This window comes from Kitasatospora sp. McL0602, assembly GCF_052076145.1.
In the GTDB taxonomy this organism is placed as follows: domain Bacteria; phylum Actinomycetota; class Actinomycetes; order Streptomycetales; family Streptomycetaceae; genus Kitasatospora.
This window is the reverse complement of the sequence record NZ_CP197246.1, coordinates 2693044-2705941: the sequence shown is the minus strand read 5'-3', so window position 1 is coordinate 2705941 and position 12898 is coordinate 2693044. Positions and strand designations below refer to the sequence as shown.

12 protein-coding genes and 3 pseudogenes are annotated in these 12898 nt (G+C 70.2%); 10 read left to right on the top strand and 5 right to left on the bottom strand.

What is annotated here, in order from left to right; all coding sequences use genetic code 11:
* Positions 1–195 precede the first annotated feature (195 nt).
* Complete coding sequence (locus ACR68M_RS12170; RefSeq protein ID WP_441250476.1) at positions 196–489, top strand: hypothetical protein; 294 nt, start codon at positions 196–198, stop codon at positions 487–489.
* Here ACR68M_RS12170 and trhA read toward each other — a convergent pair.
* On the bottom strand, positions 460–1149 hold the full coding sequence (gene trhA, locus ACR68M_RS12165; RefSeq protein WP_441250475.1) for a PAQR family membrane homeostasis protein TrhA: 690 nt from the start codon (positions 1147–1149) through the stop codon (positions 460–462). The genes ACR68M_RS12170 and trhA overlap by 30 nt on opposite strands.
* A 267-nt stretch (positions 1150–1416) precedes the next feature.
* On the opposite strand from trhA, the gene ACR68M_RS12160 reads away from it, so the two are divergent.
* Positions 1417–3243, top strand: coding sequence for a phosphoenolpyruvate carboxykinase (GTP) (locus tag ACR68M_RS12160; RefSeq protein ID WP_441250474.1), 1827 nt, complete (start codon positions 1417–1419; stop codon positions 3241–3243).
* An 86-nt stretch (positions 3244–3329) separates the two neighbouring features.
* Here the strand turns inward: ACR68M_RS12160 and ACR68M_RS12155 are convergent, their stop codons facing one another.
* Both ACR68M_RS12155 and ACR68M_RS12150 read right to left on the bottom strand, forming a co-directional pair.
* Entirely contained in the window at positions 3330–4544 is a 1215-nt protein-coding gene (locus ACR68M_RS12155) for a pyridoxal phosphate-dependent aminotransferase (protein WP_441250473.1), read from the bottom strand.
* A gap of 81 nt (positions 4545–4625) precedes the next feature.
* Positions 4626–4769 carry a hypothetical protein gene (locus ACR68M_RS12150; RefSeq protein WP_441250472.1) on the bottom strand — a complete coding sequence of 48 codons (144 nt, stop codon included), beginning with the start codon at positions 4767–4769 and terminating at the stop codon, positions 4626–4628.
* 108 nt (positions 4770–4877) lie between these two features.
* On the opposite strand from ACR68M_RS12150, the gene ACR68M_RS12145 reads away from it, so the two are divergent.
* Positions 4878–5582: a prepilin peptidase gene (locus tag ACR68M_RS12145; protein ID WP_441250471.1), complete on the top strand. Its 705-nt coding sequence runs from the start codon at positions 4878–4880 to the stop codon at positions 5580–5582.
* Between the two features lie 12 nt (positions 5583–5594).
* Here ACR68M_RS12145 and ACR68M_RS12140 read toward each other — a convergent pair whose 3' ends face one another.
* The gene (locus tag ACR68M_RS12140; protein ID WP_441250470.1) at positions 5595–6209 is read right to left on the bottom strand and encodes a TetR/AcrR family transcriptional regulator; all 615 of its coding nucleotides are present in this window, start codon (positions 6207–6209) and stop codon (positions 5595–5597) included.
* Between the two features lie 37 nt (positions 6210–6246).
* Between ACR68M_RS12140 and ACR68M_RS12135 the strand changes: the two genes are divergently transcribed.
* Positions 6247–6588, top strand: a complete 342-nt coding sequence (locus tag ACR68M_RS12135; RefSeq protein ID WP_441250469.1) for a rhodanese-like domain-containing protein — start codon at positions 6247–6249, stop codon at positions 6586–6588.
* A 105-nt stretch (positions 6589–6693) separates the two neighbouring features.
* On the opposite strand, the gene ACR68M_RS12130 is transcribed toward ACR68M_RS12135, so the two are convergent.
* Positions 6694–8319, bottom strand: coding sequence for a chitinase (locus ACR68M_RS12130; protein ID WP_441250468.1), 1626 nt, complete (start codon positions 8317–8319; stop codon positions 6694–6696).
* Positions 8320–8753: 434 nt separating this feature from the next.
* Here ACR68M_RS12130 and ACR68M_RS12125 point away from each other — a divergent pair, with 434 nt between their 5' ends.
* From ACR68M_RS12125 to ACR68M_RS12100, 6 genes and pseudogenes are all read left to right on the top strand, one after another.
* Positions 8754–9548 carry an isoprenyl transferase gene (locus ACR68M_RS12125; protein WP_441250467.1) on the top strand — a complete coding sequence of 265 codons (795 nt, stop codon included), beginning with the start codon at positions 8754–8756 and terminating at the stop codon, positions 9546–9548.
* Positions 9549–9650: 102 nt separating this feature from the next.
* Positions 9651–9707: pseudogene (locus tag ACR68M_RS12120) on the top strand (hypothetical protein); the annotation flags it as partial.
* Between the two features lie 66 nt (positions 9708–9773).
* A pseudogene (locus ACR68M_RS12115) lies at positions 9774–9866 on the top strand (undecaprenyl diphosphate synthase family protein); the annotation flags it as partial.
* A gap of 102 nt (positions 9867–9968) precedes the next feature.
* Positions 9969–10025, top strand: a pseudogene (locus tag ACR68M_RS12110) (hypothetical protein); the annotation flags it as partial.
* Between the two features lie 237 nt (positions 10026–10262).
* Positions 10263–11597 (top strand): PhoH family protein, encoded by a 1335-nt coding sequence (locus ACR68M_RS12105; RefSeq protein WP_441250466.1) that lies wholly within the window; start codon positions 10263–10265, stop codon positions 11595–11597.
* A 502-nt stretch (positions 11598–12099) separates the two neighbouring features.
* On the top strand, positions 12100–12792 hold the full coding sequence (locus ACR68M_RS12100; RefSeq protein WP_441250465.1) for a transglycosylase SLT domain-containing protein: 693 nt from the start codon (positions 12100–12102) through the stop codon (positions 12790–12792).
* Positions 12793–12898 lie beyond the last annotated feature (106 nt).

The following is a 12898-nucleotide window of genomic DNA, read 5'->3' as shown; positions in this document are numbered from 1 at the left end:
AAGGGAGGGGCGCGCGACCCAGGCTGATCACCTGGGCCGCGCGCCCCTTACGTATGCGTCCGACCCTTGATCGGTAAGGGATTTCCCAGAATTGATGAAGCGTTGATCCCCTGTTCGCCCACCGCGCCGGTGGGCCGTGTCACGCTCGGTGCAATGATTGCGGCACTCGGCGCACGGCCGGGAGGGGGTAGCGCGGTGGCGGGCAAGGTGGCTCACGACGCCCAGTTCTGGGCGTCGGCTGCGGGGGTGACGGCGGCGCTGGCCGTGGTCGCGGCCTATCTGGCGGGCGGCCCCCGGTACGTCTGGGCGGTCGCGACCGTCGAGGTGCTGCTGGTGATGGCCCACGTCGGGCGGCGCTTCCGCGTCCGCGCGCACGTCCGGACGCCGGCCCGTGGCCACGACGCGGTGCACTGCGAGCGCTGCCGTCGGACGCTGGAGCGCCTGGACGGTCAGGCGGGCTCAGCCGGTCGCGCTGTAGGCGATGAGTGAGACGCCGACGTACTGCACGATGAACGCGCCGAGGGTGAAAGCGTGGAACACCTCGTGGAAGCCGAACCAGCGCGGTGAGGGGTTCGGCCGCTTCAGGCCGTAGATCACGCCGCCCGCGCTGTAGAGCAGACCGCCGACGATCATCAGGGTGATCACGGCGGCGCCGCCGGTCCGGAGGAAGTCGGGCAGGAAGAAGACGGCGGCCCAGCCGAGCGCGAGGTAGCAGGGCGTGTAGAGCCAGCGCGGCGCGCCGACCCAGAAGACCCGGAAGGCGATGCCTGCGAGCGCGCCGCCCCAGACCAGCCCGAGCAGGATGTCCCGGCTGCCGCCGTCGAGCAGCAGGATGGCGAACGGCGTGTACGACCCCGCGATGATCAGGAAGATGTTCGCGTGGTCGAGCCGGCGCAGCACCGCGTCGCCGCGCGGCCCCCAGTCGAAGCGGTGGTAGACCGCGCTGACGCCGAAGAGCAGCCAGGCGGTGACCGAGTAGACGGTGCAGGCGATCGTGGCGGGCGTCGAGTCGGCCAGGCAGATCAGCACGATCCCCGCGGCGACGGAGGCCGGGAACATCCCCGCGTGCAGCCATCCGCGCCACTTCGGCTTGAGGGGGGTCTCGGTCACTTCCAGGGCCGTGCCCTCGTCCGCAGTCATGGGCATCATGCTACCTACGCGAGCGTAGGTTACCGATAAGTAGGAAGTGGGCCTCATCACTTTTAGACGTTCTGGAGTGTTCGACTATGTCAATCGAGGGTCTCGACCGGGACCTGGGCGCCTTGTTACTCGTGAGTAATAGGACGGAGAGGAGTAAAAGATGCGTCAAAACCGCCAAGGTGCCGTGTTCTGGGCCAGGTGCCGGAGCTACGCTGCAATCACCCTCAACCCCCGCGACGCCGTCTCCTAGCCGAGATGGCGTGAAACGGAGCGATCGTGTCGTACGAGAACTCTGCTCTCAGCGCATCCGCGCCCACCCGCCACAAGCGTCTGCTGGCCTGGGTGAGCGAGATCGCGGAGCTGACCCAGCCGGACCGTATCGAGTGGTGCGACGGCTCGGACGAGGAGTACCAGCGCCTCGCCGACCTGCTCGTGGCCCAGGGCACCTTCAAGAAGCTCAACGAAGAGAAGCGCCCCAACTCCTACTACGCCGCCTCGGACCCCACGGACGTGGCACGCGTCGAGGACCGCACCTACATCTGCTCCGAGCAGGAGAAGGACGCCGGCCCGACCAACAACTGGAAGGCCCCCGCCGAGATGCGGGAGCTGTTCAGCGGTGAGAGCGGCCTGTTCAAGGGCGCGATGAAGGGCCGCACGATGTACGTCGTGCCCTTCTCCATGGGCCCCGTCGGCTCCCCGCTGGCCGCGTACGGCGTCGAGATCACCGACTCCGCCTACGTCGCCGTCTCGATGCGCGTCATGACCCGGATGGGCCAGGCCGTCATCGACCAGCTCGGCGAGGACGGCGAGTTCGTCAAGGCCGTGCACACCGTCGGCGCCCCGCTCGCCGAGGGCCAGGCGGACGTGCCGTGGCCGTGCAACAGCACCAAGTACATCTCGCACTTCCCCGAGACCCGCGAGATCTGGTCCTTCGGCTCCGGCTACGGCGGCAACGCCCTGCTCGGCAAGAAGTGCTACGCGCTGCGGATCGCCTCCACGATGGCCCGGGACGAGGGCTGGCTGGCCGAGCACATGCTCGTCCTCAAGCTCACCCCGCCGTCCGGCGAGGTCAAGTACGTCACCGCCGCCTTCCCGAGCGCCTGCGGCAAGACCAACCTCGCGATGCTCCAGCCCACCATCCCGGGCTGGAAGGTCGAGACGATCGGCGACGACATCGCCTGGATGCGCTTCGGCGCCGACGGCCGCCTCTACGCCATCAACCCCGAGGCCGGCTTCTTCGGCGTCGCCCCCGGCACCGGCGTGGACACCAACGCCAACGCCATCGACACCCTGCACAGCAACACGGTCTTCACCAACGTCGCGCTGACCGACGACGGTGACGTCTGGTGGGAGGGCCTGACCGACGAGGCCCCCGCGCACCTGACCGACTGGCGCGGCAACGACTGGACGCCGGACAGCGACACCCCGGCCGCCCACCCGAACGCCCGCTTCGCCGTCCCGGCCGCGCAGTGCCCGACCATCGCCCCCGAGTGGGAGGACCCGGCGGGTGTGCCGATCTCGGCCATCCTCTTCGGCGGCCGCCGCGCCACCGCCGTCCCGCTGGTGACGGAGTCCTTCAACTGGCAGCACGGCGTCTTCCTGGGCTCCAACATCGCCTCGGAGAAGACCGCCGCCGCCGAGGGCACCGTCGGCGAGCTGCGCCGCGACCCGTTCGCGATGCTGCCCTTCTGCGGCTACAACATGGGCGACTACTTCGACCACTGGCTGAAGCTGGGCGCCTCGGCCGACGCGTCGAAGCTGCCGAAGATCTACTACGTGAACTGGTTCCGCAAGAACACCGAGGGCAAGTTCGTCTGGCCCGGGTACGGCGAGAACAGCCGCGTGCTCAAGTGGATCGTCGACCGCCTGGAGGGCACCGCCGCCGGTGTCGAGACCCCGATCGGCGTGCTCCCCGAGCAGTCCGCGCTCGACCTCGACGGCCTGGAGCTCTCGCAGGAGGACCTCGACCTGCTGCTCACCGTCGACGCCGACATCTGGCGCCAGGAGGCGGCTCTGGTGCCCGCCCACCTGGAGCTGTTCGGCGAGCACACCCCCACCGAGCTGTGGGACGAGTACCGCGAGCTGGTCAAGCGCCTCGGCTAGGCACGACCAGGCACGACAGCTGAACGACCTACGGCCGGAGCGGAAGCTCCGGCCGTAGGTCGTTGTCGTTGTCGTCGTAGGTCCGGTTACGGCTGCACGTACCCGCTGAGGAAGTCCCCGATCCGGGTCACCGCGTCCGTGATGTCCTCCGGCCGGGGCAGCGTGACCAGCCGGAAGTGGTCCGGCTCGGGCCAGTTGAAGCCGGTGCCCTGGACGATCAGGATGCGCTGCGCCCGGAGCAGGTCCAGCACCATCTGGGCGTCGTCCTTGATCTTGTACACCTGCGGGTCGAGCCGGGGGAAGGCGTACAGCGCGCCCTTCGGCTTCACGCAGCTCACGCCGGGGATCTCGTTGAGCAGCTTGTACGCCGCGTCGCGGGACTCCAGCAGGCGCCCGCCCGGCAGCACCAGGTCCTTGATCGACTGCCGGCCGCCGAGCGCGGCGGCGACGGCGTGCTGGGCCGGCATGTTGGCGCAGAGCCGCATCGAGGCGAGCACCGTGAGGCCCTCGATGTAGCAGCGGGCCCGGTGCCGGTCACCGGACAGCACCATCCAGCCGGAGCGGAAGCCCGCCACCCGGTAGGACTTGGACATGCCGTTGAACGTCACGCAGAACAGGTCGGGGGCGAGCGTCGCCAGCGGGATGTGCTCGGCGTCGTCGTAGAGGATCTTGTCGTAGATCTCGTCGGCGTAGACGACCAGCTTGTGGCGGCGGGCGATCTCCACGATGCCTTCGAGGATCTCGCGCGGGTAGACCGCCCCGGTGGGGTTGTTCGGGTTGATCACCACGATCGCGCGGGTCCGGTCGGTGACCTTGGCCTCGATGTCCGCGAGATCCGGGTACCACTCGGACTGCTCGTCGCAGCGGTAGTGCACCGCGTTGCCGCCGGAGAGGCTGACGGACGCCGTCCAGAGCGGGTAGTCCGGCGCCGGGACGAGCACCTCGTCGCCGTCGTCCAGCAAGGCCATCATGGCGAGCTGGATCAGCTCGGAGACGCCGTTGCCGAGGAAGACGTCCTCGACCGTGAGGCCGTGCAGGCCGCGCTCCTCGTACTGCATGACGATGGCGCGGCGCGCCGAGAGCAGCCCCTTGGAGTCACCGTAACCGTGCGCGGTGGAGAGGTTCTTCAGGATGTCCTGAAGGATCTCGGGGGGCGCTTCGAAGCCGAACGCGGCGGGGTTGCCGGTGTTCAGCTTGAGGATGCGATGCCCCTGGTCCTCCAGACGCATCGCCTCGTCGAGCACCGGTCCGCGGATGTCGTAGCAGACATTGGCGAGCTTGCTGGACTGAATCACCTGCATGTCGGGCAACTCTACGGCGCCGGATCGTTGATCACCTCGTGCCTTTCCACACATTCGGAAGTCGGTGGTCCGGCCGACGGCTCAGCCCGTGGGCAGCGCGTACGTCCGGATGCCGAGCCGGGCGAAGGCGACACTGCCGTCGGTGCTCAGATGCCAGTCGTTGTAGGAACCGGGGTCGGAGTCGTCGTGGAACGTCCACTTCAGGGTGCCCGAGCGGGCGCTCACGGCGGGCATCCCCTCGCTGGTCCCACGGCGCTGGTGAGCGAGGGGCCCAGGGCGCCCGGAGGATGGTACGGGCCGTAGGCTCGGTTCGATCGGGCGGAGGGGGGCACCATGATCAGTGCGTGGGCGGGTGCGGCGGTCGGGCTGCTGACGGCGCCGGTGCTGCGGGCCGCCGTCGTCCGGTACGCCGTGCCGTACGGCGAACCGCTGCGGCTCTGCTGCCCGCACGGGCGCTACTGGCGGCTGCCGCACGGGGGTTGCCCCGGCTGCGGCGAGCGCGGCGGGCCGCCCCCCGGGCTGGTCGAGCTGGCTGCGGCGGCGGTCGGTGCGTCCGTCGGTGCGTCCGTCGGTGCGGCGATCGGGGTATCGGCCGGGTGGCCGGCGGTGCTGCTGCTCGCCTGGGCCGGGCTGTTCGGGGTGGTCCTCGGGTTCGTCGACGCCGCCGTGCACCGCCTCCCCGACGCCCTCACCCTCCCGCTGGCCGTCGGCACCGCTGCGCTGCTCCTGCTGACGGAGCATCACGGCCCGGTGCTGCTCCGCTGCCTGTACGCGGCGCTGGCCTTCGGTGCCGTCTACGGCGCGTTCGCACTGCTCGCCCCGATGGGCCTCGGCGACGCCAAGCTCGCCCCCTCGCTCGGCGCGATCCTCGGCTGGTACGGCTGGCAGACGGTCTTCGCGGGCTTCTGCGCCGGCTTCCTGCTCGCCGGAGCATGGGGGTTGGCGCTGCTCCTGGCGGGCCGTTCGAAGCGCGATGACTCGCTCGCCTTCGGGCCCGCGATGCTGCTCGGCGCGCTGCTGGCGGTCCTGAACGCCTGACCTGCGAGGGGGTCACATCGCCTGGCGGCCCAGGCGGCGTAGACCTGCGCGCATCCGCTGCTCGCCGAGCTCCGGCAGCAGCGCCGCGACGTGGTCGGCGGCCAGCGGGGCGAGCAGGGCGTGGGCGGTGTGCTCCGGGTCCGGCGCGGTGCTGAGCAGGATCGCCAGATGGCGGTGCCAGAACCGGTAGGCCCCGATCCGGTAGCGGGCGCCGGGCGTGGCGGTCTCCGACATCCGGACCAGCGGCAGGTGCTCCAGCAGGTAGTCGAAGTAGGCATCGAGGAAGGCGGCGATGCGCTCCTCGGCGGGGACGCCGGGCCCGAGCGGGGGCGGCCCGTGCAGGACGGCCTCCTGGAGGACGCGCTCGCGGGCGTCCAGCAGCGCGACGGCCAGCCCGGACTTGTCACCGAACCGGCGGAACAGCGTGCCCTTGCCGACGCCGGCGGCCGCGGCCACCTGGTCCATGGACACCGCCTCGACTCCGTGCTCGGCGAACAGCCGGGCGGCCGCCTCCAGGACGGCGGCCCGGTTGCGCGCTGCGTCCGACCGCTCCTTGGGGGGCGGAGTGCGCAGCAGCTCCAAGGGGATTGCCGAACCGGACTGCGGTCCGTTAATGTCCTGAGTCACAAGAGGACTATAGTCCGATTTCCTGGAGGGCAGTGGCATGACCGCACTCATCACCCGCGACGACCTGGCCGTGGCGATCGACGCCGGCACCGTGACCGTCGTCGACACGCTCGGCGGCGCCTACTACGACCAGCAGCACCTGCCCGGCGCCCTCGCGCTCACCCCGGCCGACGTCGACGCCCAGGCGTTCGGCCTGCTGCCCGACCGCGAGGCCGCGATCGTGACCTACTGCTCCAACCCGGCCTGCTCCAACAGTGGACAGGTCGCCGACCGGCTCACCGCCCTCGGCTACACCGACGTCCGCAAGTACCGCGAGGGCATCCAGGACTGGGTCGAGGCCGGTCTGCCCACGGAGACCGTCCGGTCCGAATCGGTCTGAGGCCCGGCTGACTCCCGACATGCCGGAGGCCCGTCGCGCCCCAGGCGGTACGACGGGCCTCCGGTGGTCCGGCCCCCACCCTCAAGGGGAGCCGGCCCGGGGGAGTTACGGCATGGCGTGGACGTGGGCGCCCACGGTGTTGGAGAAGTCGTTGGCGTTGGCCGCGTCCCAGTTGGTCGACCAGGTCATCGCGCCGCGGATGGTCGGCCACTTGGCCGGCGGGACGAAGGTGCCGCAGTGGGTGCCGGTGGCCAGGCAGTCGAGAGCGTTGTCGACGACCGCCGGGGAGACGTAGCCGCTGCCCGCGCCCTTGGCGGACGCCGGGACGCCGATGCCGACCTGGTCGGGCCGCAGCCCGCCCTGGATGTGGGTGCAGACCTGGCTGGTGATGAAGTCGACCGTGCCCTGCGAGTAGACGTTGCCGTCGCAGCCGTTCATCGAACCCGAGTTGTAGAACTGGGTGTTGACGACGGTCAGGATGTCCTTGGTGTTGAGCGCGAGCTGGAAGTACGCACCGGCGGTGCTGTACATCCCGATCGTCTCGGGGGCCATCGTCAGCACGAAGCCGGAGCCGACCTTGCCTGCCAGGGTGTGCAGCGACTGCGCCATGTAGGTCGCGTCGACGCCGTTCTCCAGGTCGATGTCGACACCGTCGAAGCCGTACTGCTGGATCAGGGCGTACGCGCTGTTGGCGAAGTTGGCGGCGGCGGTGGCGTTGCCGACGCTGATCGCGCCGTTCTGCCCGCCGACCGACAGGACGACCTTCTTGCCCGCCGCGTGCTTGGCGGCGATGTCGGCCTTGAAGTCGGCGTCGGTGTAACCGCCGAGGGCGGTCGCCAGCTTCGGGTCGAGGGTGAAGGTGATGCCGCCGGCCTTGGTCGCGTCCGCGTCGGCGAAGGAGACCGCGATGATGTCGTACGCGCTCTGGACGTCCTTGAGTTTCTGGACGGTCGCGCCGTTGTCGAAGTTCTGCCAGTAGCCGGTCAGCACGTGCTTGGGCAGGCCGGTGGCCGGCGGCGGCGTGGTCGTGCCGGTCGGCGACGGGCTGGATGACGGGCTGCTGCTCGGCGACGAGCTGGGGCTGGAGCTGGGGGACGAGCTGGGGGACGAGCTCGGGCTGCTGCTCGGCGACGAGCTGGGGCTGGAGCTGGGCGACGAGCTGGCGGAGGCCGTCGGGCTCGGCGAGGAGGTGCCGCCGGGGCCGGTCAAGGTGATGTCGTCCGCGTTGTAGCCGCTCTGGCCGTACCAGCCGTGCACGTAGAGGGTGACGCTGGTGGTCTTGGCGCCGGTGGTGAAGGTGCTGCCGAGCTGGTTCCAGCTGCTCTGGCTGGACCACGAACTCGGGTCGGTGCCGCCGGTGCCGGTCGCACCGAGGTAGACGTACGGGCCCTGCACCCAGCCGCTCAGCGTGTAGCTGGTGTTCGGCAGCACGCTGACGGTCTGCGTGCACTGCGCGGTGTCGGAGCTGCTCGGGGTCGCGCTCAGCGCGTACGAGCCGGAGTGCGCCGGGCTGCCGACGGCGCTCGCGGTGCCGGCACAGCTCCAGCCGGAGAGATTTCCGGCCTCGAAGCCGCCGTTCGCGACGAGATTGCCGACCGCCGCGCTGGCGCCGCCCGCGAAGAGGGCGAGGCCGGTGCCCGCGAGGGCGAGGGCGGTGGTGCCGGCCGCGAGTGCGGCGGGGACGCTCGTGCGGCGGCGCCGGTGGGACGGCTGCTGCAGGGTACGGGCCATGAGGCACTCCGTTGGGGGAGGAGGAGGACCGCCGCGGTGGGGGTCGCGGCGGCCCCGTGTGGGGGAGGGGAGGACCGCAGGTGACGCTTCGGAGAGAAAGGAGAGCAAGGAGAGCAAGGAGAGCAAGGAGAGAAAGGAGAGGAGAGCGAGGGGACCGGCCGGTGGGGGCGGCCGGTGTGCCCTCGGTCACAAACTGGACTAGACCAATGGCGAGCGTCAAGCATCCGACGGACGGCTTACGGGTTTTTTAAGGAACCGGATACCGTTCCGTGTCCGAAAGGGATGTGACGGTCACCACATGCGACCGGGTGGCTGCGGGAGGTGTCCGTGACACTGTCGATACCTGCGGCTTTCCTCAGGTGCACCAGGCCGGAGTAGGCTTCGCCGGGGGCATTTCGCACGTGGGGGACTGAGCACGGAGGGGCCGTAACGTCATGGGTCTGCGCGATGTTGTGGAGCGCACGCCGGGTCTCCGCACCCTGCTGGAGAACGCCTACCGGCTCTACGGTCGCCGGGTCGAGGTGCACCTCGCCGAGACACCGCACCACATCGGGGTGATCCTCGACGGGAACCGCCGCTGGGCCAAGGCCACCGGCGGCACCACCGCCTACGGTCACCAGCGCGGCGCCGACAAGATCAGCGAGTTCCTGGGCTGGTGCGACGAGACGCACGTCCAGGTGGTCACGCTCTGGATGCTCTCCACCGACAACCTCTCCCGGCCCGCCGACGAACTCGTCCCGCTGCTCGGGATCATCGAGGACACCGTCAGGCGCCTGGCTGCCGACGGCCGCTGGAAGGTCCACCCCGTCGGCGCGCTCGACCTGCTGCCGCAGCACACGGCCGACGTCCTGAAGGCGGCCGCCCAGGCGACCGCCCACATCCAGGGCATCACCGTCAACGTCGCCGTCGGCTACGGCGGCCGCCACGAGATCGCCGACGCCGTCCGCTCCCTCCTCCAGGAGCACGCCGGCCGAGGCACCTCGATCGAGGAGCTCGCCGAGATCCTCGACGTCGAGCACATCGCCGAACACCTCTACACCAAGGGCCAGCCCGACCCCGACCTCGTCATCCGCACCTCCGGCGAACAGCGCCTCTCCGGCTTCCTCCTCTGGCAGAGCGCCCACAGCGAGTTCTACTTCTGCGAGGCCTACTGGCCCGCCTTCCGCAGGGTCGACTTCCTCCGTGCCCTGAGGGACTACCAGCAGCGGCACCGCCGGCTGGGTCTCTGAGGTCGGTCAGCCCGCGCGGGGTCGGCTGGGGGTGCGGGGGTCGTCCCCCGCAGTGAGGCAGCCTGCTTCTGCGAGGCCTACTGGCCCGCCTTCCGCAGGGTCGACTTCCTCCGCGCACTGAGGGACTACCAGCAGCGGCACCGCCGGCTGGGTCTCTGAGGTCGGTCAGCCCGCGCGGGGTCGGCTGGGGGTGCGGGGGTCGTCCCCCGCAGTGAGGCAGCCTGCTTCTGCGAGGCCTACTGGCCCGCCTTCCGCAGGGTCGACTTCCTCCGCGCACTGAGGGACTACCAGCAGCGGCACCGCCGGCTGGGTCTCTGAGGTCGGTCAGCCCGCGCGGGGTCGGCTGGGGGTGCGGGGGTCGTCCCCCGCAGTGAGGCAGCCTGCTTCTGCGAGGCCTACTGGCCCGCCTTCCGCAGGGTCGACTTCCTCCGTGCCCTGAGGGACTACCAGCAGCGGCACCGCCGGCTGGGCCTCTGAGGTCGGTCCTGTGAGGCCGGGCAGCCGGGGCGTCTGTCCCACCTGGAGTGGGGTTGTAGTCCTGAGTTTGACGATCAATCCGGTGCCGGTCAGGTAAACGTTCATCGACATTCGCCCGAGTGCGAATGGCGGGTGGTTCGCCTGGGAATACCGAAGGCAGACCGGTACTCCGGCCAACCGGGGTCGCGGGGACCGGCATGCCGCGGGTGACGCAGGGTCATCCGCTCTGGAGGCCTAGTGGTCAGTACCAAGAGCCGCCGGACACCAGACCGGCGCACGTACGTTCTCGACACCAGCGTGCTCCTGGCGGACCCGCTCGCGCTGACGCGCTTCGAGGAGCACGAGGTCGTCCTCCCGGTGGTGGTCGTCACCGAGCTGGAGGCCAAACGGCACCACCCTGAACTCGGGTACTTCGCCCGGCAGGCGCTCCGCCTGCTGGACGACTACCGGGTCAGGTACGGGCGGCTGGACGAGCCGATCCCGGTGGGGGAGGTCGGCGGCTCCATCCGGGTGGAGCTCAACCACTCCGACACCTCGGTGCTGCCGGCCGGGTACCGCCTCGGCGGAGGTGAGGCGGACACCCGCATCCTGGCGGTGGCCAGGAATCTGCAGGCGGAGGGGTACGACGTCACGGTCGTCTCCAAGGACCTGCCGATGCGGATCAAGGCCAGCGCCGTCGGGCTGCTCGCCGAGGAGTACCGGGCCGAGCTGGCGATCACCTCGGGCTGGACGGGCATGGCCGAGCTGCACGTCGGCGGTGACCAGGTGGACGCGCTCTTCGGGGCCGGCCACGACGCCGCAGTGGAGATCGACGGCGCGGACGAGCTGCCGGTCCACACCGGGCTGGTGCTCAGCTCCGAGCGGGGCCGTGCCCTCGGCCGGGTCACGCACGACGGCCGGGTCCGGCTGGTGCGCGGTGACCGCGAGGCGTTCGGGCTGCGGGGACGCAGCGCCGAGCAGCGGGTCGCCCTGGAGCTGCTGCTCGACCCGGAGGTCGGCATCGTCTCGATGGGCGGCCGGGCGGGCACCGGCAAGTCGGCCCTCGCGCTCTGCGCCGGGCTGGAGGCCGTGCTGGAGCGCCAGCAGCACCGCAAGGTGATGGTCTTCCGCCCGCTGTACGCGGTCGGCGGGCAGGAGTTGGGCTACCTGCCCGGCTCGGAGTCGGAGAAGATGAGCCCGTGGGCGCAGGCCGTCTTCGACACCCTCTCCGCCGTCACCACCCCGGACGTGATCGAGGAGGTGATCTCGCGCGGGATGCTGGAGGTCCTGCCACTCACCCACATCCGGGGGCGTTCGCTGCACGACGCCTTCGTGATCGTGGACGAGGCGCAGTCCCTGGAGCGGAACGTGCTGCTCACCGTGCTGTCCCGGATCGGCCAGGGGTCGCGGGTCGTGCTGACCCACGACGTCGCGCAGCGTGACAATCTGAGGGTCGGTCGGTACGACGGAGTGGTGGCGGTGGTGGAGAAGCTGAAGGGTCATCCACTCTTCGCACACATCACCCTCACGCGTTCCGAGCGTTCGCCGATCGCGGCCCTGGTCACCGAGATGTTGGAGGACATCCAGCTCTGACCAGGTCAGGGGGCTCGGGCTGACGGTCCGTGACGGCATGACATTTCGGGCATAGCAGGGCGAATCACCGGGCTGGGATGCACCGTTGAGCGGTGCATCCCAGCTTTCGCATCACATCTGACAGTCATTTGTCAGCCGAATCGGCAAACCCCCTGCTCGCCGAGATTGTGAGATGCGCCACGCAACCGGGAATTGCGTCGGCACGTCCCGGTGCGGCATGGTGAGGTTTCTGTCAGGCCCCGCGTACGGCGTGACAGGGCTCCCGCAAGAGGGCCCGCGCCACCGAAAGGTGACGGTGTGTACGAATCGCCCGGCGGCCTCGGCCGGCGGGTGGACAACTGAAGACCGCCGAGCCGTACGCCGCCCGATCAAAACGCTGTGCCGACGCGAGTCGGTCCGGCGCCGGGCCAGTGCCTTCCGTGACCAGCATGCATGGAGGCCAGAGCCAAGGGGCATGTTGCGCCCGTACGGTCACGCGTGGGCGATGCTGGAAGGAAACCATGTGACTCGGATCTCGGTCCGGGGAGTTGCTGTGGCCTCCGCCACCGCCGTCACCGCTGTCGGTGCCGTCGTGGGTGTGGCCTCGGGCAGCGAGGGCCCCAAGGTCTCGACGGTGGACGTCGCCGGTGCGACGCTGCTCGCCGACGTGCCGACGGGGGCGCACGCGCAGACCGTCAGCGAGAACCTCGGTCGTCAGGCCAACGCGCAGCAGGTCTCTGCCGACGCCGCCGCCAAGAAGGCCGCGGAGGAGGCAGCCCGTCAGAAGGCTGCCGCAGACGCTCAGGCCAAGGCGGACGCCGAGAAGGCGGCCAAGGCCGCCGACGAGAAGCGCAAGGCCGACGAGGAGGCCGCGAACCGCGCCAAGGCGCGCTCCGCACTGGTCGCCGACACGACGTCGTACAGCGCCGGCTCCGTCCAGGGCCTCGCCGCGTCGATCATCGGTGACGACTCGCAGTTCCAGTGCTTCAGCCAGATCGTGAAGCGCGAGAGCGGCTGGGACTACACGGCCACCAACTCCGGCTCCGGCGCGTACGGCCTCGTCCAGGCCCTGCCCGGCTCGAAGATGTCCTCGGCCGGCTCCGACTGGCGCACCAACCCCGCGACGCAGATCAAGTGGGGCGTGAACTACATGAACGACCGCTACGGCTCGCCGTGCGGTGCGTGGTCCTTCTGGCAGTCGCACCACTGGTACTAGCCACCACTGGTACTGGAACGACTCCGACGACGAGGCCCCGATCCCGCTGGATCGAGGGCCTCTTTGTCGTACCCGCCCCGCCCAGGCGGCTGCGGGCGGGCCACGC

Excerpts from the sequence above, each read along its gene's own strand:
- trhA (WP_441250475.1), bottom strand. The coding sequence starts at position 1,149 with ATGATGCCCATGACTGCGGACGAGGGCACGGCCCTGGAAGTGACCGAG.
- ACR68M_RS12155 (WP_441250473.1), bottom strand. The coding sequence starts at position 4,544 with ATGCAGGTGATTCAGTCCAGCAAGCTCGCCAATGTCTGCTACGACATC.
- ACR68M_RS12145 (WP_441250471.1), top strand. The coding sequence starts at position 4,878 with ATGATCAGTGCGTGGGCGGGTGCGGCGGTCGGGCTGCTGACGGCGCCG.
- ACR68M_RS12135 (WP_441250469.1), top strand. The coding sequence starts at position 6,247 with ATGACCGCACTCATCACCCGCGACGACCTGGCCGTGGCGATCGACGCC.
- ACR68M_RS12130 (WP_441250468.1), bottom strand. The coding sequence starts at position 8,319 with ATGGCCCGTACCCTGCAGCAGCCGTCCCACCGGCGCCGCCGCACGAGC.
- ACR68M_RS12125 (WP_441250467.1), top strand. The coding sequence starts at position 8,754 with ATGGGTCTGCGCGATGTTGTGGAGCGCACGCCGGGTCTCCGCACCCTG.